A 21,198-nucleotide genomic window follows, 5' to 3' on the forward strand; every position below is an offset into this window, starting at 1 on the left:
GCAGTCGGGGTGGACCTCCTACGGTGCGCTCTCGAGCGGGAGCAGATCCTCCGCGGCGAAGGAGGCCATCACCGCATCGCCCGGCTGCCAGGACGTCCCCGTGCTGCGGGGCTGCTCCGCCACCACCGGGATGCCGGCCGGTTCGAGCTCGAGGTGGTAGCGGACGCTGTCGCCCAGGTAGACGCGGCCGGTGACCCGGGCCTCGTACTGCGTGGGGGAGGGCGCCCCGCCCGGGGCGAGGCGGACGGCCGAGGGGCGGATCCCGACGTGGGCAGCCGGCCCGGCGCTCGGCACCGGCAGTTCCAGCCCGTCCGCGGTGCGGTAGCGGCCGTCCACGACCGCGCCGGGGAAGATGTTCTCCACGCCCATGAAGTCGGCGACGAACACCGTGCGCGGGCGCTCGAAGACCTCCGACGGGCTCCCGACCTGCTCCACCCGCCCGGCGTTCAGCACGGCGACGCGGTCGGAGATCGACAGGGCCTCCTCCTGGTCGTGGGTGACGAACAGGACGGCCTGGTCCAGCCGCTGCTGCAGGGCGCGCAGTTCCAGGCGGATCTCCTGGCGGAGCTTGGCGTCGAGGTTGGACAGCGGCTCGTCCATGAGCAGCACCCGCGGCCGGACCGCGACGGCGCGCGCGACGGCGACCCGCTGCTGCTGCCCGCCCGAGAGCTGGCCGGGGTAGCGGTCGGCGAGGCCCGCGATGTCCATCAGCGTGAGGGCTTCCCCCACGCGCTCGGTCACCTCGGTGGCGGGCAGCTTCCGGGCCCGCAGCCCGTAGGCGACGTTGTCCCGCACACGCAGGTGCGGGAAGAGCGCGTAGTTCTGGAACACGACCGCGGTGTCGCGCCGGTAGGGCGGCACCGCCGTGACGTCCTCGCCCGCGAGCAGCACCCGGCCGGCGTCGGCGGGGAGGAAGCCGGCCACGACGTTGAGCGTGGTGGTCTTGCCGCAGCCGCTGGGGCCGAGCAGGCTCACCAGCTCGCCCGCCTCGACGTCGACCTGGATGTCGTCGAGCACCGGTGTGGAGCCGAACGACTTGCTGACGCCGTCGATGCTGAGTGCGGTCACCCCTTCACCCCTCCGGACAGGACCTGGCCGAACCGGATGAACCTGTTCGTGACCGCCAGCAGCGTGCCCACCAGCAGGATCTGCACGGTGGACACCGCCGCGAGCGTCGGGTCCACGCGGAACTCGGCGTACTGGACCATCGCCACCGGCAGCGTGATCTGACCGGGGGAGATGAGGAACAAGCTGATCTCCAGCTCGGCGAACGAGAAGATGAAGGCGAAGATGAACGCCCCGACGAGCGACGGCCTCAGCAGCGGCAGGGTCACCCGCCACAGCGTCTGCCACGGGCCGCGACCGAGGTCGAGCGAGGCCCGCTCGACGTCGGTGCCCAGGCTCGACAGGCCGGCGTGCACGAGCCGGAACGTCCACGGGAGCGTGATCATGGTGTGGGCGAGCAGCAGGGCACCGAGCGTCGGCACGAGCCGGACCTGCAGCATCCACGACAGCTGGTAGAGGTAGATGTAGATCGCGACGCCGCTCACGATCGCCGGGATCAGCAGCGGGAGCAGGAACCCGTTCTCCAGGGCGCCCCGCCGCCGCAGCCGCGCACGGGAGAGCCCGACCGCGGCGAGCAGGCCGAGGGCCGTCGAGAGCGCCGCGGTCGACAGGGCGAGCACGAGGGACAGCTGCAGTCCACCGAAGAGCCCCCGCTCGCGGGCGAGGCCGGCGAACCAGCGCAGCGAGTAGCCCGACGGCGGGAACGTGAGGAACTCGCTGTCGAACACCGACATCCAGACGACGAGCGCCACCGGCAGCAGCATCAAGCCGAACACGAGCACGCCGACCACGACGAGCCAGCGGGGCAGGGTCATCGCGCCACCCGCCATCCCTCGAACTGGCGCCTCAGCAACCGGCCGTACAGCAGCACCACGGCGAGGCTCACGACGAGCATGAGGGCGGCCATGCTGGCGCCGAACGGCCAGTTGTTGTCCGACGAGATCGTGTCGTAGACAACGGGCGCGAGCATCGGCACCTGCGCGCCGCCGACGAGCCGCGGGGTGGCGTAGGCGTTGATGCACAGCACGAACACCAGCGACGTGCCCGCCGCGATCCCCGGCACGATCTGCGGCAGCACGATCTGGCGGAACACCCGCAGCGGGCGGGCGCCCAGGTCGAGCGCGGCCCGTTCGGTGTTCGGGTCGACCGACTCCAGGGACGCCTGCAGCGTGAGCACCATCAGCGGCAGCACGACCGACGTGATCGCCACGGTGACCGTGGTGGCGGTGCGCAGCAGCTCGACCGGCGCGTCGAGGAGCCCCACCGCGGTGAGCACGGTGTTGATCACACCCGAGTAGCCCAGCAGCGCGACCCAGCTGATGGAGCGCACGACGTTGCCGACGAGCAGCGGGAACACCGTGAGGATGATCAGCAGCGCCTTCGTCCGGGCCCGCGCCTTCGTGATCAGGTAGGCGACCGGGAGGGCGAGGAGGAGCGCGAGCACCGTGGCCGCCGCCGCGACCAGCAACGTGCGGGTCAGCGCCCCGACGTGGAACGGGCTGGCGAAGAACCGCGCGAAGTTCTCGAGCGTGAACACGGGCTCCGAGAACGCCGTGCGCGACGGCCGTTCGAAGCTGAAGCGCAGGAAGTAGACCAGCGGCGCCACGAAGAAGACCACGGTGAGCACCGCGGCCGGCATCACCAGCAGCCAGCCGGTGCGACGATCGAACGTCATCGTCGGTACGTCACTGGTTGATGAGCTGCTCGACGTACTGCTGGCGCCAGCGTTCGTTGTTCTGCGCGAGGTAGGACAGGTCCACCGGGTAGATCTTCTGCTCCTCCTCCGGCGTGAACCCGATCTGCGCGGTGAGCTCCGGGGACGGGTCGACGTTCGTGACGGTGGGCCAGTACCCCATGTTCTGGGCGAACTGCAGCTGCGCCTCGGGGTCGAGCATGGCGTTGACGTACGCGTAGGCGCCGTCCGGGTTGGGCGCGTTGGCGGGGACGCCGACGGTGAAGACGACCGGCATGGTGCCCTCCCGCGGGATCGCCGCGGCCAGTGGTGCCTGGCCGGCCTTGTTCCACAGGTAGGCGCGTGCCTTCCAGTTGTATGCCAGCCACACCTCGCCGGACATCATCGCCTGGCCGAGCTGCTCCTGGGACTCGTAGACCCGGACGGTGCCCTTGCGCGCGAGCATCCGCTGCCAGCCCGCGTCCCAGTTGTTGCCCGGGTCGCCGCCCGCTTCGAGCGCGGCGGCCATGAAGTACTCGGGGGCCCACTGGATCGACTGGATCCCGATGCGGCCCGCGTAGGCCGGGTTCCAGAACACCTCGAAGCTGTCGGGGGCCGGGTTCACGTGCTCGGGGTTGTAGATGATCACACCGGCGCTGTAGATGTGCGGCACCCACAGGTCGTTGCGGAAGTCCTCCCGGATGTTCGCGGAGTTGGGCAGCCGTGCGGGGTCGATCCGGGCGAGCAGCCCGGCGTCGGCGGACTCCTGTGCCTGCGAGTCGGCGAACGCGGCGACGTCGATGGTGCCCGGGCCGCCGGTCTGGGCCTGCGTGCGCATCTTCGTCAGCCGCGCGACGTGGTCACCGACGTCGTAGACGACGGTCGGTGCCCCGTCGGTGCCGGCCAGCACCGGCTCGACGAAGTCCTGCTGGAACTTCTGGTAGTCCCCGCCCCACGTCCCGACGACGACCTCACCCGCTCCGCCGCCACCGCCCGCGGCCCCGGGGTTCGGCGGGGGTGGCCCGCCGCAGGCGGCGAGGCCGAGCGTGGCGCCTGCGGCGCCCGCGAGGGTCAGGAACTGCCGGCGGGGGAGCTGCGCCACGTCGATCTCCTCCTTCGAAGATGGCGATCATCGTAAGTGCTCTCGATCACTTAGTGTCAGGTCGTGGCTGAAGATGCTCCCCAGAACGAGAAGCCCGAACCCCCGACGGACGAGCTGGTCACCACGTCGCACACCCTGCGTACGCCGGCGGGCGAGCTCACGTACACCGCGACGGCGGGCCGGATCGTCGTGCGGCACGAGAAGCACACCGACGGCACGTTCGACGGCCACGAGCCGCACGCCGAGGTGTTCCTCGTCGCCTACACGCTCGACGGCGCCGAGCCGGGCACCCGGCCGGTCACCATCGCCTTCAACGGCGGGCCCGGCTCCTCCAGCGTGTGGCTGCACATGGGGTTGTTCGGTCCGCGGCGGGTCGTCATGGGGGATGCCGGGTCGCTCACGCCGCCACCGTGGGGGCTCACCGACAACGAGGAGTCGCTGCTCGCCCACTCCGACCTGGTGTTCGTCGATCCGGTCAGCACCGGCTACTCGCGCGCCGTCGAGGGCGGCAAGCCGTCCGAGTTCCACGGCTTCACCGGCGACGTCCAGACGGTCGGCGAGGTGATCCGGCTGTGGATCACGCGCAACGAGCGGTGGTTGTCGCCGAAGTTCCTCGCAGGCGAGTCGTACGGCACGCTGCGCGCCGCAGCGCTGGCCGAGCACCTGCAGGACCGGTACGGCATGTACGTCAACGGCCTCATGCTGATCTCGAGCGTGCTCGACATGGGCACGATCCGCTTCACCGAGGGCAACGACCGGCCGTACCCGCTCTTCCTGCCGACGTACGCCGCGATCGCCCACCACCACGGCCTGCACCCGGACCGGACGCTCGCCGAGGTGCTGGCCGACGCGGCGGACTTCGCGGCGGGCGACTACCCGTGGGCACTGGCCCAGGGCAACCGGCTGCCCGCCCACGAGTTCGACCGGATCGCCGCCCGGCTCGCTGCCCTGGCCGGGCTCGACGAGGACTACGTCCGCCGGGTGCGCCTGCGGATCGAGCACCAGCGCTTCTTCCGGGAGGTGCTGCGCACGTCGGGCCGCACGGTCGGGCGGATCGACGGCCGGTTCACCGGCTGGGAGGCCGACGACGGCGGCGAGGTGCCCGGCTACGACCCGTCGATCGCGGCGATCACGGGCCCGTACACCGCGGCGGTCAACTCCCACGTCCGCACCACGCTCGGCTACGCCAACGACCTGCCCTACGAGATCCTCACCGGCCGCGTGCAGCCGTGGTCGTACAAGGAGTTCGAGGGCAGGGCCGTCTCGGTGGTGGGCAACCTGTCGGCGGCGATGCGCGCCAACCCGCACCTGCGCGTGCACGTGGCCTGCGGCTACCACGACGGGGCCACCCCGTACTTCGCGGCCGAGCAGGTGCTCGCCCAGCTCCCGATCCCCGACGAGCTGCGCGACCGGATCGAGGTCCGCTACTACGAGGCCGGGCACATGATGTACGTGCACGAGCCGAGCCGGGTGCAGCAGTCGGCCGACCTCGCCGCCTTCGTCACCGCAACGCCGTGACCGGTCAGTCGGTGGCGATCCGGATGCCGAGACCCACCAGCAGGGTGCCCATCAGCGCGTCGATGGTGCGGCGGACCCGGTTGGCGGTGAGCAGCCTGCGCAGCGCGCTGACCACGCCCGCCAGCACCGTGAACCAGGTCAGCGTGACGCCCGCGGCGACCACGGCGAGCAGCAGGTGGTCGACGGCGGTGGCCGTTGCGGGCAGGAACTGGGGGAGCAGCGCGACGAAGAAGACCGCCACCTTGGGGTTGAGCAGGTTGGTCACCAGGCCTTGGCGGAACGCGGCGAGCGTGCCGGTCGCGCGGGAGCCCGGGATCTGCGGGGCGTCCTCGTACTCGCCGCGCCGGGCGGCGAGCAGTGCGCGGATGCCGAGCAGCACCAGGTAGGCCGCGCCGACCAGTTTGACCGCGGTGAACGCCACCGCGGACGCGGCGAGCAGGCCGGCGATGCCCAGCGCGGTGACGACGGCCCACGCGAACACGCCAACGGCGATCCCCACACCGCATGCCATCCCGGCACGCCTGCCGGAGACCATCGCGTTGCGGGTGACGATCGCGAAGTCGGGGCCCGGGGACATCGCGGCGAGCAGGACGACGCCGCCGAGTGCGACGAACTGGGTCACGACCACGTCGAGGACACTACTGGGACGGTCGGCCAGGTCTGCGTGGACAAGCCGCGCACCGCTGGGGAGACTCGCCCGGTGCCCCGGGTGCGGACGGGTGAGTCGGTGGTGGCCCGGGTGGTGCGCCTCCTGGAGGCGTTCACCCCGGACGAGCAGGCGCTGTCGGTCACCGAGATCGCCCGGCGATCCCGGTTGCCCGTCGCCACCGCGTCGCGGCTGATCGCCGAACTGGCCGTCCACGGGCTGCTGGCCCGGCGCGACGGCGAGGTGCGGGTGGGCGTGCGGATGTGGGAGCTGGCCCAACGGGCCTCGCCCACGCTGTCGTTGCGCGAGGCGGCCATGCCGTTCCTCGAGGACCTGCACGCGGTGATCGGCCACCACCTGCAGCTGGCGGTGCTCGACGGCGACGAGGTGCTGTTCGTCGAGCGGATCTCCGCGCCGAACGCCGTGATCAACTACACGAGGATCGCGGGGCGGCTGTCGCTGCACGCCTCCTCGTCCGGGCTGGTGCTGCTCGCCCACGCGTCCGCCGAGCAGCAGGAGCGGGTCCTGGCCGGGCCGCTGCGCCGCCTCACCCCGAACACGCCGGCCCGTCCGGCGCAGGTGCGCGCGATGCTCGCCGACATCCGCAGGCAGGGCTACGCGCTGTGCCCGGGCTTCATCCACGTCGATGCCACCGGCGTGGCGGCGCCCGTGCGGGACGGCTCCGGCGCGGTGGTGGCGGCGATCGGCGCGGTGGTGCCGAACGACGGCAACGCGTACGTGCACGTCCCCGCCCTGCTCGCGGCGGCCCGCGGGATCGGCCGCACGCTCGCCTCTCAATGAATGGGAACGCCGTATCGCCCGGTTCCGCCGCCCGCGGATCCTGCCCCCATGAACGGTGCCGTTCCGGCGAACGTCGTCTCGCTCGAGGTCGTGACCAAGACGCGCGAGGCCGACGGCGTCGTCTCGTTGATGCTCGCCCGCCCGGACGGCCGCCGGCTGCCCGACTGGACCCCGGGTGCCCACATCGACGTCGTGCTCCCGACCGGGATCACCCGCCAGTACTCGCTCTGCGGGGACCGGTTCGACGCCCACGCCTACCGGGTCGGTGTCCTGCGCGAACCGGACGGCCGCGGGGGCTCGGCGTACGTGCACGACGTGCTCGCGCCCGGAGACGTGATCGGCGTGGGCGGTCCGCGCAACAACTTCCCACTCGTCCCGAGCACGTCCTACCTGTTCGTGGCGGGCGGGATCGGCATCACGCCGCTACTGCCGATGATCCACCAGGCCGACCTGCTCGGCGCCGACTGGCGGCTGCTCTACGGCGGCCGCGCCCGGGAGTCGATGGCGTTCCGCGACGAGCTGTCGGCGTACGGGGACCGCGTCCGGGTCGTCCCCCAGGACGAGCGCGGGCTGCTCGACCTCGCGGCCTTCCTCGGCGCGCCGCGCCCCGGCGTCAAGGTGTACTGCTGCGGCCCACCGCCCCTGCTCGCCGCGATGGAGCGGGCCTGCGCCGCGTGGCCGCCCTACACGCTGCACCTCGAACGGTTCGTCGCGAAGGAACAGGGGGCGCCCGCCCGCTCCGGCCCGTTCGCGGTGGAGCTGGCCCGCGCCGGCGTCGTCGTGGACGTACCGCCGCATCTCTCCGTGCTGGACGCCGTGCGCGCCGCCGGGGTCGACGTGCTGTCGTCCTGCAGGCAAGGGACCTGCGGCACCTGCGAGACCACCGTGCTCGCGGGCCGCCCCGACCACCGCGACTCGATCCTCGCCGACCACGAGCGCGCCGCGGGCGACTGCATGTTCCCGTGCGTGTCCCGCTCCTGCGACGACCGGCTCGTTCTCGACCTCTAGGAGGCTCCCGTGACCAGCGCGCCCGCCACCGCACCGCCCGGGGTGCCGACCGACGACGCCGACCCGTTCGCGCCCGACGTCCTCGAAGACCCCCTGCCCCTGCACGCCCGGCTGCGCGACGCCGGCCCCGTCGTGTACCTGAGCAGGTACGACGTCTACGCGTTCGCCCGCTACGAGCAGGTGAACGCCGCACTGACCAACTGGCAGGGCTTCGAGTCCGGCGCCGGCGTCGGCCTGTCGAACTTCCGGCACGAGAAGCCGTGGCGCCCGCCGAGCCTGCTCCTCGAAGCCGACCCGCCGCGCCACGACGCACCGCGGCGGGTCCTCTCCGGGATCGTCGGCGCGCGGGCGCTGCGCACGCTGCGCGAGCGATGGGCCGCCGCGGCGGAGGACCTCGTGGACCAGGTCCTCGCCGGCGGGAGCACGGAGCTCGACGCGGTGCCCGCGCTCGCCCAGGCGTTCCCGCTGCGCGTGTTCCCCGACGCGGTCGGCCTGCCGCCCGAGGGCCGGGAGAACCTGCTGCCCTACGGCGACCACGCCTTCAACGCCTTCGGCCCGAGCAACGACCTCGTCGCCAAGGGAGCGCCACGGGTGGCGGAGCTGTCGGCGTGGGTCAACGCCCGCTGCGCCCGCGAGGAGCTGGCCCCCGACAGGTTCGGCGCCCGGATCTGGGGGGCCGCCGACCGCGGCGAGATCACCTACGAACAGGCGCCCCTCGTCGTCCGCTCGCTGCTCACCGCGGGCGTCGACACCACCGTGCACGGCCTGGGCGCCGTGCTCTACGCGTTCGCCACGCACCCGGAGCATTGGGCGCGGCTGCGCTCGGACCCACGGCTCGCCCGGGTGGCGTTCGACGAGGCCGTGCGCTGGGAGTCGCCGGTGCAGACGTTCTTCCGGACGGCGACCACGGACGTCGCGATCACGGACGGCGTCGAGGTACCGGCCGGCCGCAAGATCCTCATGTTCCTCGCGGCGGCGAACCGCGATCCCCGGCGCTGGACCGACCCCGACGCCTTCGACCTGTCCCGCGACCCGTCCGGTCACGTCGGGTTCGGCATGGGTATCCACCAGTGCGTCGGCCAGCACGTGGCGCGGCTGGAGGCGGAGGCCCTGCTCACCGCGCTCGCCCGGCGGGTTGCGACGATCGAGCTCGCCGGTCCGACCCGGCGCCACCACAACAACACCCTGCGGGCGTGGGAGTCCCTTCCGATGCGACTGCGGGAGGCGTGACTTACGGTCGAGTGCGTCGGCCGATCAGCTGCGCGACCAGATTGCGGTCACGTGTACCACATGAGGTATCCGTCCCAGGTGTTGTCGCTCTGGCGGTAACACGCGTAATCGTCCGCGTTCTGCTGGGCCATCTGCGTCTGCCCCTGGTCGTCACAGGCGTTCTCGGTGGGGTAGTTGTAGCCGAACGGTTTGGTGATGACGCCGGCCTCGGCGGCGACAGCGGGCGTGGCCAGGGTGGCGGCCAGCACCAGGCCGAACGCGGCAGTGGCGGTTGCGCGCACCGCGATGCGGCGTGCTGCCCTCGTGGATCTCATCCTCGAAGTTCCTCCCTCGATGACGGCACTCGTGAATGGAATGTCGAGGACATTATTGCGATCGCGTACACGCCGCAGGGAGAGTTGATCGAGTCAAGAAGTGCCTGATTCTTGCCAGCCGTCGTCGCGTGACTCGTAGACCGTGCATCCGATGGTCATCGGAAACTGATGGATTGCGTCAGAACTGTCGCGAGAACTTCGCTCCACGTGGACGGCGGTCTTGCAGGTTGTCGCTCTGTCCGGTGGCAGCTCGTGGTCGGTGCGGTTGTCGTACGGCCGAAGATGCGGCGAGCTTGCCCAGGATCGGGCGCAGCGTCTCGGCGAGCTCTCGGGGGTGGGTGAATTGAGGCACGTGTGCCCCGGGTGTTTCGACGAGCGGGGCGTGGAGCCGGTCGGCGAGCCACTTCGATGCCTCGTAGAGCCAGTGGTGGGTCGCAGCGGGATCGCGATTGTCGGCGCCTGCCGCGACGACGCACGGCAATCCGACCTCGGCGAGCTGTTCGGGCGTGGGGAGGTAGGTCAAGACGCTGTCGAGTTCCAGGCCGAAGAGGACCTCGCCGTTGCCGAGCATCCGGTCACGAAGCTCCGGGTCGAGGGACTCGAAGGCCTCGTCGCCGGCGACCCACCGCTGGAACAGCTCGGTCGCCACCGGTGGTCCACCCGTGGCCATCCCCTCGCCGATGAGTCGCTGGAGCTCGGCACCGACCTCCTCTGCCGCTGACGTGACACCGAGATAGGCGGGCTCGTGGAAGATCGCGCCGCGCAGCAGGGAGGGATGACGCAGCGCGAGGCTCGTCAGGATGATTGCTCCTCCGCTGTTGCCGTAAGCGACGACCGGAGCGAGGTCGAGCGCTGTGAGCAGGCCGGCGGCGTCGTCGGCCTGCTCCTCGACCGGTGCCGTGACCCAGTTCGGCGGGCGAGGGCTGCGTGAGTTGGCGCGCCGGTCGTAGGACAGCACCGAGTACTCGTCAGCCAGGGCGTCGCCGACCTCGGTCCAGTGTCCGGCGTCACCGGTTGCCCCGGAGATGAACAGGACCGTGGGGCCCTCCCCGCGCAGTTCGTAGTACAGCCTGGCTCCGTTGACGTCGATCGAACTCACGTCCGCCTCCGAGATGAGTTGGCCGGCCCCGACGACCACGCAGGCAGCCATGCCGGGACGTTAGGGCGAGCGCCGATCCCGGTCAGGGACCTGAGTTCCAGTCGGGGGGTTGCGGATAGGCCTCGGCGAGCAACCGGTCGGGCGCGACGATCCTGATCCCGCCGCGTCGGGTTTCGAGCACGTCGCCGTGGCGGAGCTCGCGCAGTGCGCGGACCACCACCTCGCGGACCGTGCCGACCGCGTCCGCAAGCTCTTGCTGGCTGACCTGCGCGATCAGCTCGCTGCCCCGTTGCCGATGCGTGGCCAGGTCGAGCAGGTGCCGAGCGACCCGCTGTCGGACGCTCGAGAACGCCGACCCTCCGATCTCCGCCGCGAAGGCCGCGGCGCGCTCGCTCAGCTCCAGCAGGAGTGCCCTCGCGACGCGAAGGTCGCGGTCCGCCAGTCGCCGGACAACTGCGGGCCTGATCGCCACCAGGTCCGAGTCGACCACCGCCTGGATCGTCACCGGCATGACGAAGGGCTCGGCGTAGAGCGAGAGGACGCCGAGCAGGGCGCCCGTTCGGCAGTACCGAACGGTCAGCGTTCGGCCATCGGGTGCGCTCACGTGCACCCGGACCACACCCGCTACGTCCAGCTCGATGTGGCGCTCGCCTTCGCCGGCGCGGTGAAGCGTGTCTCCGGCGCTCGCCCTGTGCCGCCGTGCGCCATCCAACAGATCATCGAGGATCTCTGCGGGGAGACCGCGCAGGTGTGAAGCGGCGAACGCCACCCGGATCCGATCGTCCGCCGGCGGGCCAACATGTGGCACCGGCACGACGGCACGGTACGCCCTGGGCGGCGATCACGGGCTCCGCTCGGCGGCCGGCTCAGAAGGGTGGGGGTTCGTCTTCGTCGTCGGGGACGGTTCGGCCGTCCCAGAGGGCGGTGGTGCGCCGGTCGCGGTCGAGTCGTTCCAGGCGGGTGGCCAGGTCCTTCGGGAGGTTCTTGCGGGTTGTCGCTCTGTCCGGTGGCAGCTCTACCGCACCAGCTGGACCTGCAACGTCGCTACGGCTCAATTCAGGAGCGTGGCGACGAGCCGGTAGCACGTCGCGAGGATCGCGATCAGGCCGATCGTCGACAGCACGTTCTGCCACCAGGTGTTGCGCAGGTCGCCCATCAGCCGCCGGTTGTTCGCCAGCACGACCAGGAGCACTCCGAGCAGCGGTGCGACGACGACGGTGAGCGCCTGCGCGACGATGATCAGCTGGACGGGCCCGCTGCCGGCGAGCACGGTCACGGCTGCACCGAAGGCGAGCACGCCGAGGATCCCGAGGCGCACGCGCAGGGAGGACAGCCGGTTGCCGTAGCCGAAGCCGTCGGCGAGCAGGGTGCCGCCCGCGACGGCGTTGGCGATCATCGAGGAGAAGGCGGCACCGAAGAAGCCGAGCGCGAAGACGATCCGCCCGACGGGTCCGGCGATCGGTTCGAGGACGCCGGCGAGCTGGGCGAGGCTGTTGCTGTCGGAGCCGGGCAACACCGCGGCGGCGGCCACGATGACCAGCGCCGTCATCACCCCGGGTGCGACGATGCCGGGCACGGTGTCGGCGAGGGTGGTGTCGCGGTACTGGTCGCGGCGCAGCCCGCGTTCACGTGCCGCGTAGCCGGTGTAGAAGGCGGCGTTGATGGAGAAGTTGGTGCCGACCAGCGCGACCAGGAGAAGGCCGGTGCCGGCGGGCACGGAGGGGACCAGGCCTCCTGCCGCCGCCGACCAGTCCGGCCCGCTGAGCACGGCGGTGACGACGAAGGACACGGCCATGGTGGCGACGATGACCAGGAGGATCTTCTCGACGAGCCCGTAGAGCCTGCGGGCGAACAGGATCGCGGCCACGGCGGCGGTGCAGGCGAGCGTCCACCACACCGGCGAGCCGCCGAGAGTCAATGAGAGTCCGAGGCCGGACCCGACGGCGTTGCCGACGCTGAACATCAGGGTGATCGCGAAGACCCCGATGCCGGCCGCGCCGCCGGTGAACCGGCCGAGGACGTCCTTCACCGTCTCGATGAGCGAGCCGCGGGAGGACACGGCGATGCGGATGCTCATGTCCGTGAACATGATCATCAGCAGCGTCGAGACGGCGATGACCCAGATCAGGGAGTAGCCGAACCGGCTGCCGGCCTGCACGGCCGAGGCGAGGTTGCCCGGGCCGAACTGCCAGGCTCCCACCACGAAGGCGGGGCCCATCAGCGCGAGGAGCTGGAAGATCTTGTGACGCCGCTGCGGCTGCACGGCAGGGGGAGTGGCTGGGTGGGACATGTGGATCGTTTCCTCGCCCTCCGCGTCGTGGCGCGGAGTTCGTCGGGGACTGCGTTGTCACCGGACCGGCGCGACCCGAGGCGCACCGGGGAAGGAGCCTCCGGTCAGATGAGCTCGGCGGACTCGAGCGCGAGCACGATCTCCCGTTCCGCTTCGGCCGAGAGGTCGCGCAGCGGGGAGCGGACGGTGGCGGACGGGAGGATGCCACGGGCCTTCAGTCCCAGCTTGAGCGCGACGGTGCCCTCCATGTGCGAGCCGCGGTGGTACACGGCCTTGGTGACCGGCAGGAGCCGGTCGTGCACCGCTCGGGCGGCGGCGTAGTCCCGGGCCTTGCCCGCGGCGATCAGCTCGATCAGCGGCTCGGGGGCGAGGCCGCCGTAGCCGACGAGGGCGCCGTCGACGTCGAACATCGTGTGCAGCAGGTACTCGTCGTGGCAGGTGAGGATCTGCAGGTCGGGATGCTCCGCGCGCAGCACGGGGATCTCGGTGTCCCAGCGGCGCATGTTGCGCACCCCGTTCTTGGTGGCGAACACGCCGGGCTGGGCCGCGATGTCCAGCTGGGTGGGCAGGTCGTAGCTGGCCTTGGTGGCATCGGGGTACTGGAACAGGATGAGCGGGAGCCCGGAGGTCTCGAAGATCGCTCGGTAGCGATCCTGCGGAGCACCTGGCTGGAAGCCGAACCGCAGCCACCCGTGGGACGGGTAGACGAGCCCGGCGGCCGCCCCGGCGTCGACCGCGCGTACGGCCTCGGCGGCGGCGACGGCGGTGCCCTCGCCCGTGATGCCGGCGATGATCGGCACGGTTCCGTCGACCGCTTCCACGAGCGTGCGGATCGTCGCGACCTGCTCGTCCTGGGTCAGGAACGTGCCCTCGCCAGCGTGTCCGAGGCACACGAGGCCCTCGACCCCGTCGAAGCTCGCGAGCCACTTGCCGTAGCTCGCCAAGGTGGCGTGGTCGACGGCGCCGTCGACGGTGAAGGGGGTGACGGGGGCGGGCACCAGGCCGCGCAGATCCGGGAACACTCGTCGGTCCTCATCTCGGGAACGATTGCGGGAACGTTCCCATAGGATGGAGGCCATCTGCATCTGCGTCAAGGCTCCCGGTCTCAGTAGCCTCCACCCGTGGTGACCATCCTCGACGTCGCTCGCGCGGCCGGCGTGAGCAAGTCGACCGTGTCGCGGGTGCTCGACGAGCGTCTCCCCCGCTCCACCAGTGCCACCGCGGAACGGGTCCGCCAGGTCGCCGCCGAACTCGGCTACGTGCGCGACCCGCTGGCATCGGGGTTGCGCCGGGCGGGTACGAGCACGGTCGGCGTCATCGTCCCCCGGCTCACCGACACCGTGATGGCGATGCTCTACGAGGAGATCGCCGCGGTGAGCGGCGCGCGGGGGCTCTTCGCGATCGTGGCGACCACGGAGGACGAACCCGAGACCGAGCGCCTCGCCGTCCAGACGCTGCTCCGCCGCCGGGTCGACGGGCTGATCCTCACCACGGCCCGCCTCGACACGGCGATGGAGCGCGAAGGTGCTGCCCCGCGCGTGCTCGCGCTGCGAACGGACGGGGTCAGCCCCTCGTCGGTCGGCGACGACCGGCTCGGGGCGCACCTCGCGACCCGCCACCTGATCGACCTCGGGCACCGGCGCATCGGCCTGGTCGGCGGGCCCTCGTACGCGTCGAGCGCCCGAAATCGGCAGGAGGGCTACCGGAGCGCGCTCGCCGAGGCCGGTCTCCCCGTCGACGAGTCACTCGTCGCAGGCGACTCGTTCTCGATGGAAGCGGGCGAGATCGCAGGACGCGCCCTGCTGGGCCGCCCTGACCGCCCCACCGCCGTCTTCGCCGTCAACGACAACACGGCCATCGGTGTCATGGCGGCCGCCCACGCGCTCGGCCTTCGCGTCCCCGACGACGTGTCGCTCGTCGGCTACAACGACATCCCCGTGGTCAGCCGCCTCCCGGTGCCGCTGACGACCGTCCGGGTGCCGTTCCGCCAGATCGCGGCCGGGGCGCTCGAGCTCCTTCTCGATGCGGATCGCAACGGCCCGGCCCGGACGCTGGTCGCCACGCCGACGCTCATCCCGCGCCGGTCCACCGCGCCGGTCCCGGCCTGATCTCCCGGCTCGGGTCGGCCAGGGCGCTCACGCCGCGGGGGCCGAACGCGATCGCAGGAGGGCTCGCACGCCCACGACCACGTAGGCGACCAGCAGCACGAACATGATCGCGCTGACCCAGACCGCAGAAGGGCGCTGCGCGGTGCCGGCGATGGCCTCGCCGATCCGGAAGGCGTTCATCGACGATCCCAGCGCGCCGAGCACGGCGATGGCCACGGCAACGGCCAGGGCGGCCCGCCGGCGCGACGCCGAGCGGGCGACGGCGGCGCAGACGAGCAGCGGGACGCCGACGAACGCGGGGATGAGCGCCGTGACGCTGACGGCTGACGTCAGGACGTAGGCGCCGACGCCGAGGACGACGAGCGCGATGCCGAGAGCGGTGGTGAACCGGACCATCCGGAAATTCTACGAGACGTCGAATCAGCCCGCTCGCCTGGTGGGCCGCGCGGCGGTTCGGTCGGCGAGCGTTGCCGGTCGGCTGCCCCGCAGCGAGTTGACCAGCGCGAGGTCCTCGGCACGGCGCAGGTCCGCCGGCCGGAGGACCCGCTCCTGGAGCGCACCGTCGGCCACGAGCCGGGCGCGTTCGATGCCGGGCAGGCAGCCGCTGTCCAACGGGGGTGTCCACCACCGCCCGTCGATCCGGACGGCGAGGTTGGCCGTGCAGGACTCGGTGACCTCGCCGCGCTCGTTCACCAGCACCACGTCGTCGGCCGCCGGGTGGCGCGCGAGCCGGGACGAGTACGGCTCGCGCAGGCTGGTCTTGTGGTGCGGCCAGCAGGCGGTCGAGTCGATCGGCTCCGGGTCGATCGCCAGGCGGACCCGGTCCGGGGCGGGCCGGGGGAGCTCCTCGACGTCGACGCCGACCGTGCCGTCGCGGTAGCAGCGCAGCCGGACCCGCGCGTCACCGGTGCCGGCCAGCCGCGCGTCGAGGGCGGCCCGCACGGCGGCGGGGTCGAAGCGGAACCCGAAGTAGGCCGCCGACGCCGACACCCGGGCCAGGTGTGCGTCGAGCGAGCGCAGCCGCCCGGCTTCGAGCCTCATGGTCTCGAGGAGGTGGAACTCCCGCGGGCGGGTGTCGAGCACCCGGGCCTTCGTGAGCAGCTCGGCGTACTCGGCGGCAGGCCGGGAGCTCCAGGTGATCCCGCCGCCCGTGCCGTAGGTGGCGCTGCCGCGCTCGCGGTCGACCAGCACCGTGCGGATCGCCACGGAGAACCGGGCCCGCAGCGGTGCGCCCGGCGGGGCGATCACGCCGATCGCGCCGCAGTACACGCCGCGCGGCGAGTCCTCGACGTCGCGGATCAGCTCCATCGTGCGGGCCTTCGGGGCTCCGGTCACCGATCCGCAGGGGAACAAGGCACGGAAGATCTCCGAGAGCCCGACGTCCGGGCGCAGCTGTGCGGTGACGTCCGAGGTCAGCTGGTGCACGGTTGCGAAGCGTTCGGCGTGCAGCAGGCGTGGCACCCGCACGCTGCCCGCGGTGGCGACGCGGGCCAGGTCGTTGCGCACCAGGTCGACGATCATGACGTTCTCGGCGCGCTCCTTCGGGCTGGAGCGCAGCCGGGCGACGATCCGCTCGTCCTCGGCGCCGGTGCGGCCGCGTGCGGCGGTGCCCTTCATCGGGCGCATGAGGATGCGGTCGCCGGAGAGCTCGAAGAACAGCTCCGGACTCGCGCTGGCGACGACGAAGCGGCCGGTGTCGAGGTAGGCGTTGTACGCGCCGCGCTGGGCGAGCGCGAGGTCCCGGTACAGCTCCTCCGGCTCACCGTCCACCGCGCGGGTCAGCCGCGTGGTGAGGTTGCACTGGTAGGTCTCCCCGGCGGCGATGCGGGACCGGACCTCCCGCACGGCCGAACGGTGGCGACGCTCGTCCCACTCCGGCGCCCAGTGACCCGCAGGCCGTCCGCCGGGATGTGGGTGCAGCGGCGCCGCGTCCTGCGGCCGCCCGACGCCGAACCACGCCAGCGGCAGACCGTCGATCGGCTCCCGGGTGGTGAGGACGGGGTCGAGTGCCGATGCGGCCTCGTAGGCGACGAAGCCGAACGCCCACGCCCCGGCGGCCGTGCGGCGCTCCACCTCGTCGAGGACGCCCGCCACCTGACCGGGTTCTGAGGCGACCAGCACCTGCTCGACCTCGGGGAACTGCAGGGCGGAACCGACCGTGAGGTCGTCGAACCGCGCCCAGGGGCGTGAGGCGTGCATCAGCCGATCCTCCCCCCGCGCACGCGGGGACGGATCGGCTATCCGTCGCGCCCGGCCGTGGCGGCGGAGAGGAGGGCGTCCAGCTCGACCGCGACGTCGTCGAGAGCGCGGGTGCTGCGGTCGGCCCGGCAGACGGCCACCGCTCCCTCGACGGCGGCGACGACGAGCGCGGCGAGCCGGCGGGCCCGCGTGGCCGCCACCCCGTTCTCCTGTAGCGACGTGGCCAGCAGGGCCTCCCAGGTGCGGAATACGTCGGCTGCCGCCTCGACGGCCGGCGCGTCCGATTCCTGGACGGCGACGGCCAGAACCGGGCAGCCCGCCCGGTGGTCGGTGCTGATCACGACATCACGCCAGAGCGCGAGGAAGCTGCGCAGCCCCTCGACCGGCCCGGCGGCCAGCCGCTCCCTGAGCACACGGGTCACGGTGTCGCCCGCGAAGCGGACGGCCTCGGTGACCAGCTGGTCCTTGCCGCCCGGGAAGTAGTGGTACGTCGATCCCAGTGGGGCGCCGGAGTGTCGGGCCACTTCACGGATGCTCGTGGCGTGCAGGCCGCGGCGTCGCAGCATGTCGGCCGCTCCGACCACGAGCCGCGTTCGGTGGTTCGTCGTGTCCATGACAGTCGTCATAGTATCCGGCTATGACGACTGTTATAGCCGAGCGGGAGCTCAGGTTCGAACGCGCCGGGCGGCTGCGCTGGCACGAGCGGGCGGCGCCGCGGCTGCAGGACCAGACGGACGCGCTGGTCCGCCCGTTCCTGGCCGGCCGGTGTGACGGTGACACGCTGCCGATCCACCGACCCGTCTCGCGGGCGCTGCAGGCGGGATTGGCGCTCGGGCTGGTCGACCCGGTGGTCGGGCGGATCTGCGGATCGGTCCCGTTCCGCGGCCCGTTCCCGATCGGGCACGAGTGCGTCGCGGAGATCGTCGAGCTCGGGTCCGAGGTCACGGAGCTGCGGGTCGGGCAGCAGGTGATCGTCCCGTGGGCGGTGTCCTGCGGGAGCTGCCCACGGTGTGTCCGCGGCCTGACCTCGGCGTGCGACCGGACCGACGGTGCGCTCGCCGCGTTCGGGTTCGGCTCGTCCTGCGGTCCGTGGGGCGGCATGATCGCCGACTCCGTGCGCGTTCCGTACGCCGCGCACATGCTCGTGCCGGTTCCGCCCGGGGTGCCTGCCGAGCGCGTCGCCGCGGCGAGCGACAACCTGGCCGACGCCTGGCGGGCCGTCGTCCCCGCGTTGTCCGACCGGCCCGGCGGCAGCGTGCTGATCCTCGGGGGCGGTGCCCGCAGCATCGGGCTGTACGCGGCGGGTCTCGCCGTCGCCCATGGCGCGGGCGTCGTCGACTACGTCGACCGCAGCGCCGGCCGCCGGGAGATCGCGGAGTCGTTCGGGGCGCGGGTGCCCGCGCGCCCGGACCGGCCGCACCGCGGGTACGACGTCGTGGTCGAGGCCGGTTCCACCGCAGCGGGGCTGCGCCAGGCTCTGCGCTCGGCCGCACCCGGCGGCGTGTGCACGGCGGTGGGCTACTACCTCGCCACCGGCACGCGGGTGCCCCTGATGCACATGTACGCCACGGACGTCACGTTGCGCCTCGGTGTCTCACACGCGCGCGCCCTGCTGCCCGAGCTGCTGGAGTTCGTGCGTCGTACCGGGTTCCCGGCCGAGCGGGTCACCACCGTCACCGCCGACTGGGACGATGCCCCCACCGCCTACGCCACCCGGACGACCAAGCTCGTGCTGCGACGCGACCCGGTCTCAGCCGGCTAGTGCCTTCTCGACGGAGTCCAGCTCGGTGGGGGAGAGTTCGAGGTGGTCGAGGGTGTCGAGGTTCGCGTCGAGCTGGGCGACGCTCGATGCCCCGACTATCGCCGACGTCACCGAGTCGTGCCGCAGCACCCACGCCAGCGCGAGCTGGGCGATGCTCTGCCCGCGTTCCGCCGCGATCGGGGCGAGCCTGCGGACGGTCGCGATCCGCTCCTCGGTGATGGCCGACGCCGTGAGGTAGCGGCCGCCCGCGGCGCGCGAGCCGGCCGGGATGCCGTCGAGGTAGCGGTCGGTGAGCACGCCCTGTTCGAGCGGGGAGAAGACGACGGCGCCCACGGCCTCGGCGTCGAGGACGTCCAGCAGGGACGGCTCGCCCTGCTCGATCCGGCGGTCGAGCATCGAGTAGCGCGGCTGGTGCAGCACGAGGGGCGTGCCCAGCTCGCGCAGGATCGCGGCCGCGCGGGTGGTGTCCTCCGGCGAGTACGAGGAGATGCCGACGTACAGGGCCTTGCCGGCCCGCACCGCGCTCGCGAGCGCACCCATCGTCTCTTCCAGGGGCGTGTCCGGGTCGCGGCGGTGGCTGTAGAAGACGTCCACGTAGTCGAGGCCCATGCGGCGCAGGGACTGGTCGAGGCTCGCGGTGAGGTACTTGCGCGAGCCGCCGTCGCCGTACGGACCGGGCCACATGTCGTAGCCGGCCTTCGTCGAGATGATCAGCTCGTCGCGGTAGGGCGCCAGGTCGTGGCGCAGGATCTCGCCGAATGTGCGCTCCGCCGCGCCGTAGGGCGGGCCGTAGTTGTTGGCGAGGTCGATGTGGGTGACGCCGCGGTCGAACGCCCGGAAGAGGATCGCCTTCTGCACCTCGCGCGGCTTGTCCTCGCCGAAGTTGTGCCACAGGCCCAGCGAGATGCGGGGCAGGACGAGGCCGGACCGGCCGGCGCGGCGGTAGATGTCGTGCTCGTAGCGCTGCTCGGCGGCGATGTAGGGCATGTCGATCAGTCTGCACCCTGGTGTGTGGACCCCTACTTCCGTATTCTGGATCCACTTCGTCCGATTCAGGATGCATGGGGTCGCTGATGCTGAAGCAGGCGGACAACGAGCGCGTCACGCGGTCCGGACCGGGCACTCCGCTGGGGCGGCTGATGCGCGCCTACTGGCAGCCCGCGGCGCTCGTGTCCGAGATGCCCGCGGACCGCCCGGTCAAGGCGGTGCGGCTGCTCGGCGAGGACCTGGTGCTGTTCCGCCGCGACGGCGGCTGGGGTCTCGTCGGCCGGTTCTGCGCGCACCGCGGCGTCGACCTGTCCTTCGGACGGCTGGAGGACGGCGGTCTGCGGTGCCTCTACCACGGCTGGCTCTACGGGCCCGACGGTCGCTGCCTGGAGCAGCCGGCCGAGCCGGAGCACTCCACGTTCGCCGCACGGGTGCGGATCCCGAGCTATCCGTGCGAGGAGCGCAACGGGATCGTCTTCGCCTACCTCGGCGAGGGCGACCCGCCCCCGTTCCCCGACTACGACTGCTTCACCGCCCCCGACGCGTACACGTTCGCGTTCAAGGGGCTCTGGGAGTGCAACTGGCTGCAGGGCGTCGAGGGCGGGATCGACCCGAGCCACGTGTCGTTCCTGCACCGGTTCGTGGGCGAGGACCCGCGCGAGGTGTACGGCCAGCAGTTCAGCGAGGTCGTCGAGGGCACCGACAAGAAGCTCTCGGAGCTGGTGGCGGAGAACCACCGGCCCGACATCGAGGTGGAGGAGGCCCCGCACGGGCTGCGGGTCTACGCGGTCCGGCAGCTCACCGAGCGGCTCAAGCACGTCCGGGTGACGAACCTGGTGTTCCCCAACGCTTTCGTCGTGCCGTTCGGCAACGATCGCGTCTTCTGCCAGTGGCACGTGCCGATCGACGACGAGAACCACTACTGGTACATGATCTTCTACGACTTCGCGGAGGAGACCGACAAAGAGACGCTGCTCGCCCAGCGGCTCGCCGAGGTCTCCCTCCCGGACTACCGGCCCCTGCGCAACCGGTCCAACGACTGGGGCTTCGACGCTGCGGAGCAGCGGGATCTGACCTACACGGGGATGGGGCTGGACATCAACGTCCACGACCAGTGGGCCGTCGAGAGCATGGGCCGGGTCCAGGACCGCACGGTGGAGCGGCTCGGCGTGTCCGACCGGGCGATCACCGCCAACCGGCGCCTGCTCCTGCGTGCGATCGACGCGTTCGAAGCCGGGCGCCCGACACCCGGCCACCCCGTCGACGCCGCAGCGGCGTGTGCTCTCACCGGGCCGCCGGCCGTCGACACGATCGCCCCGAGCGAGAACTGGGAACAGGCGTGGCGTGACCGGGAACAGCAGCGGCGGGCCCGATCGCCCTGGGCAGCCGGTGCGTAG

At 72.0% G+C, this 21,198-nt stretch carries 22 protein-coding genes; 8 read left to right on the plus strand and 14 right to left on the minus strand.

The genetic code is table 11. The features are described from left to right. Nucleotides 1-18: 18 nt before the first annotated feature. Genes FHX44_RS33090 through FHX44_RS33105 form a run of 4 tightly spaced genes read right to left on the minus strand, consistent with a single transcriptional unit; the run spans nt 19 to nt 3,839 of the window. Nucleotides 19-1,068 carry an ABC transporter ATP-binding protein gene (locus tag FHX44_RS33090; RefSeq protein ID WP_147259374.1) on the minus strand — a complete coding sequence of 350 codons (1,050 nt, stop codon included), beginning with the start codon at nt 1,066-1,068 and terminating at the stop codon, nt 19-21. After that, entirely contained in the window at nt 1,065-1,880 is an 816-nt protein-coding gene (locus tag FHX44_RS33095) for an ABC transporter permease (RefSeq protein ID WP_170309136.1), read from the minus strand. Before FHX44_RS33095 ends, FHX44_RS33090 begins: the two co-directional genes overlap by 4 nt. Beyond that, nucleotides 1,877-2,740, minus strand: coding sequence for an ABC transporter permease (locus FHX44_RS33100; protein WP_147259376.1), 864 nt, complete (start codon nt 2,738-2,740; stop codon nt 1,877-1,879). The genes FHX44_RS33095 and FHX44_RS33100 overlap by 4 nt, the downstream gene beginning before the upstream one ends. Before the next feature lie 10 nt (nt 2,741-2,750). Continuing rightward, complete coding sequence (locus FHX44_RS33105) at nt 2,751-3,839, minus strand: ABC transporter substrate-binding protein (RefSeq protein WP_170309137.1); 1,089 nt, start codon at nt 3,837-3,839, stop codon at nt 2,751-2,753. Between the two features lie 63 nt (nt 3,840-3,902). On the opposite strand from FHX44_RS33105, the gene FHX44_RS33110 reads away from it, so the two are divergent. Then, nucleotides 3,903-5,357 (plus strand): S10 family peptidase, encoded by a 1,455-nt coding sequence (locus FHX44_RS33110; protein WP_147259378.1) that lies wholly within the window; start codon nt 3,903-3,905, stop codon nt 5,355-5,357. A 4-nt stretch (nt 5,358-5,361) separates the two neighbouring features. On the opposite strand, the gene FHX44_RS33115 is transcribed toward FHX44_RS33110, so the two are convergent. Beyond that, nucleotides 5,362-5,985, minus strand: a complete 624-nt coding sequence (locus FHX44_RS33115) for a LysE family translocator (protein ID WP_246170724.1) — start codon at nt 5,983-5,985, stop codon at nt 5,362-5,364. A 72-nt stretch (nt 5,986-6,057) separates the two neighbouring features. Here FHX44_RS33115 and FHX44_RS33120 point away from each other — a divergent pair, with 72 nt between their 5' ends. The 3 genes from FHX44_RS33120 to FHX44_RS33130 are packed head-to-tail and all read left to right on the plus strand — an operon-like array spanning nt 6,058 to nt 9,042. After that, entirely contained in the window at nt 6,058-6,804 is a 747-nt protein-coding gene (locus FHX44_RS33120; RefSeq protein WP_147259379.1) for an IclR family transcriptional regulator, read from the plus strand. A 48-nt stretch (nt 6,805-6,852) separates the two neighbouring features. Beyond that, nucleotides 6,853-7,812: a PDR/VanB family oxidoreductase gene (locus FHX44_RS33125; RefSeq protein ID WP_147259380.1), complete on the plus strand. Its 960-nt coding sequence runs from the start codon at nt 6,853-6,855 to the stop codon at nt 7,810-7,812. Between the two features lie 9 nt (nt 7,813-7,821). After that, entirely contained in the window at nt 7,822-9,042 is a 1,221-nt protein-coding gene (locus FHX44_RS33130) for a cytochrome P450 (protein ID WP_246170725.1), read from the plus strand. Between the two features lie 47 nt (nt 9,043-9,089). On the opposite strand, the gene FHX44_RS33135 is transcribed toward FHX44_RS33130, so the two are convergent. The 3 genes from FHX44_RS33135 to FHX44_RS33145 form a co-directional block, all read right to left on the minus strand. Beyond that, nucleotides 9,090-9,356, minus strand: coding sequence for a hypothetical protein (locus FHX44_RS33135; protein WP_147259381.1), 267 nt, complete (start codon nt 9,354-9,356; stop codon nt 9,090-9,092). 178 nt (nt 9,357-9,534) lie between these two features. After that, a complete protein-coding gene (locus FHX44_RS33140) occupies nt 9,535-10,506 on the minus strand; it encodes an alpha/beta fold hydrolase (protein WP_147259382.1) in 972 nt (323 codons plus the stop codon). A gap of 31 nt (nt 10,507-10,537) precedes the next feature. Further along, nucleotides 10,538-11,095 (minus strand): Crp/Fnr family transcriptional regulator, encoded by a 558-nt coding sequence (locus tag FHX44_RS33145; protein WP_246171026.1) that lies wholly within the window; start codon nt 11,093-11,095, stop codon nt 10,538-10,540. On the opposite strand from FHX44_RS33145, the gene FHX44_RS43525 reads away from it, so the two are divergent. Next, nucleotides 11,060-11,209 (plus strand): hypothetical protein, encoded by a 150-nt coding sequence (locus tag FHX44_RS43525; RefSeq protein ID WP_246171069.1) that lies wholly within the window; start codon nt 11,060-11,062, stop codon nt 11,207-11,209. The genes FHX44_RS33145 and FHX44_RS43525 overlap by 36 nt on opposite strands. Nucleotides 11,210-11,506: 297 nt before the next feature. Here FHX44_RS43525 and FHX44_RS33150 read toward each other — a convergent pair whose 3' ends face one another. After that, nucleotides 11,507-12,745, minus strand: coding sequence for an Nramp family divalent metal transporter (locus FHX44_RS33150; protein ID WP_147259384.1), 1,239 nt, complete (start codon nt 12,743-12,745; stop codon nt 11,507-11,509). Between the two features lie 104 nt (nt 12,746-12,849). Next, entirely contained in the window at nt 12,850-13,767 is a 918-nt protein-coding gene (locus FHX44_RS33155) for a dihydrodipicolinate synthase family protein (RefSeq protein ID WP_212612759.1), read from the minus strand. Between the two features lie 99 nt (nt 13,768-13,866). Here FHX44_RS33155 and FHX44_RS33160 point away from each other — a divergent pair, with 99 nt between their 5' ends. Continuing rightward, nucleotides 13,867-14,853, plus strand: a complete 987-nt coding sequence (locus FHX44_RS33160) for a LacI family DNA-binding transcriptional regulator (RefSeq protein ID WP_147259386.1) — start codon at nt 13,867-13,869, stop codon at nt 14,851-14,853. 27 nt (nt 14,854-14,880) lie between these two features. Here FHX44_RS33160 and FHX44_RS33165 read toward each other — a convergent pair whose 3' ends face one another. From FHX44_RS33165 to FHX44_RS33175, 3 genes are read right to left on the minus strand one after another with little or no spacing between them, the layout of a single operon-like run. Beyond that, on the minus strand, nt 14,881-15,249 hold the full coding sequence (locus FHX44_RS33165) for a hypothetical protein (RefSeq protein WP_147259387.1): 369 nt from the start codon (nt 15,247-15,249) through the stop codon (nt 14,881-14,883). Nucleotides 15,250-15,273: 24 nt separating this feature from the next. Next, nucleotides 15,274-17,052 (minus strand): aminodeoxychorismate synthase component I, encoded by a 1,779-nt coding sequence (gene pabB, locus FHX44_RS33170; protein WP_147259388.1) that lies wholly within the window; start codon nt 17,050-17,052, stop codon nt 15,274-15,276. Between the two features lie 38 nt (nt 17,053-17,090). Further along, complete coding sequence (locus tag FHX44_RS33175; protein ID WP_147259389.1) at nt 17,091-17,666, minus strand: TetR/AcrR family transcriptional regulator; 576 nt, start codon at nt 17,664-17,666, stop codon at nt 17,091-17,093. Between the two features lie 23 nt (nt 17,667-17,689). On the opposite strand from FHX44_RS33175, the gene FHX44_RS33180 reads away from it, so the two are divergent. Next, nucleotides 17,690-18,814 (plus strand): zinc-dependent alcohol dehydrogenase, encoded by a 1,125-nt coding sequence (locus tag FHX44_RS33180; protein WP_147259390.1) that lies wholly within the window; start codon nt 17,690-17,692, stop codon nt 18,812-18,814. On the opposite strand, the gene FHX44_RS33185 is transcribed toward FHX44_RS33180, so the two are convergent. Beyond that, the gene (locus FHX44_RS33185) at nt 18,803-19,801 is read right to left on the minus strand and encodes an aldo/keto reductase (protein WP_147259391.1); all 999 of its coding nucleotides are present in this window, start codon (nt 19,799-19,801) and stop codon (nt 18,803-18,805) included. The genes FHX44_RS33180 and FHX44_RS33185 overlap by 12 nt on opposite strands. 86 nt (nt 19,802-19,887) lie before the next feature. Between FHX44_RS33185 and FHX44_RS33190 the strand changes: the two genes are divergently transcribed. Continuing rightward, nucleotides 19,888-21,198, plus strand: coding sequence for a Rieske 2Fe-2S domain-containing protein (locus FHX44_RS33190; protein ID WP_147259392.1), 1,311 nt, complete (start codon nt 19,888-19,890; stop codon nt 21,196-21,198).

The sequence above is a fragment of the Pseudonocardia hierapolitana genome (assembly GCF_007994075.1).
In the GTDB taxonomy this organism is placed as follows: domain Bacteria; phylum Actinomycetota; class Actinomycetes; order Mycobacteriales; family Pseudonocardiaceae; genus Pseudonocardia; species Pseudonocardia hierapolitana.

Bases quoted from the DNA above. Each gene is read 5' to 3' on its own strand.
- FHX44_RS33095 (WP_170309136.1), bottom strand. From the start codon at position 1,880: ATGACCCTGCCCCGCTGGCTCGTCGTGGTCGGCGTGCTCGTGTTCGGC.
- FHX44_RS33100 (WP_147259376.1), bottom strand. From the start codon at position 2,740: ATGACGTTCGATCGTCGCACCGGCTGGCTGCTGGTGATGCCGGCCGCG.
- FHX44_RS33125 (WP_147259380.1), top strand. From the start codon at position 6,853: ATGAACGGTGCCGTTCCGGCGAACGTCGTCTCGCTCGAGGTCGTGACC.
- FHX44_RS33135 (WP_147259381.1), bottom strand. From the start codon at position 9,356: ATGAGATCCACGAGGGCAGCACGCCGCATCGCGGTGCGCGCAACCGCC.
- FHX44_RS33140 (WP_147259382.1), bottom strand. From the start codon at position 10,506: ATGGCTGCCTGCGTGGTCGTCGGGGCCGGCCAACTCATCTCGGAGGCG.
- FHX44_RS33150 (WP_147259384.1), bottom strand. From the start codon at position 12,745: ATGTCCCACCCAGCCACTCCCCCTGCCGTGCAGCCGCAGCGGCGTCAC.
- FHX44_RS33165 (WP_147259387.1), bottom strand. From the start codon at position 15,249: ATGGTCCGGTTCACCACCGCTCTCGGCATCGCGCTCGTCGTCCTCGGC.
- pabB (WP_147259388.1), bottom strand. From the start codon at position 17,052: ATGCACGCCTCACGCCCCTGGGCGCGGTTCGACGACCTCACGGTCGGT.
- FHX44_RS33175 (WP_147259389.1), bottom strand. From the start codon at position 17,666: ATGGACACGACGAACCACCGAACGCGGCTCGTGGTCGGAGCGGCCGAC.
- FHX44_RS33180 (WP_147259390.1), top strand. From the start codon at position 17,690: ATGACGACTGTTATAGCCGAGCGGGAGCTCAGGTTCGAACGCGCCGGG.
- FHX44_RS33185 (WP_147259391.1), bottom strand. From the start codon at position 19,801: ATGCCCTACATCGCCGCCGAGCAGCGCTACGAGCACGACATCTACCGC.
- FHX44_RS33190 (WP_147259392.1), top strand. From the start codon at position 19,888: ATGCTGAAGCAGGCGGACAACGAGCGCGTCACGCGGTCCGGACCGGGC.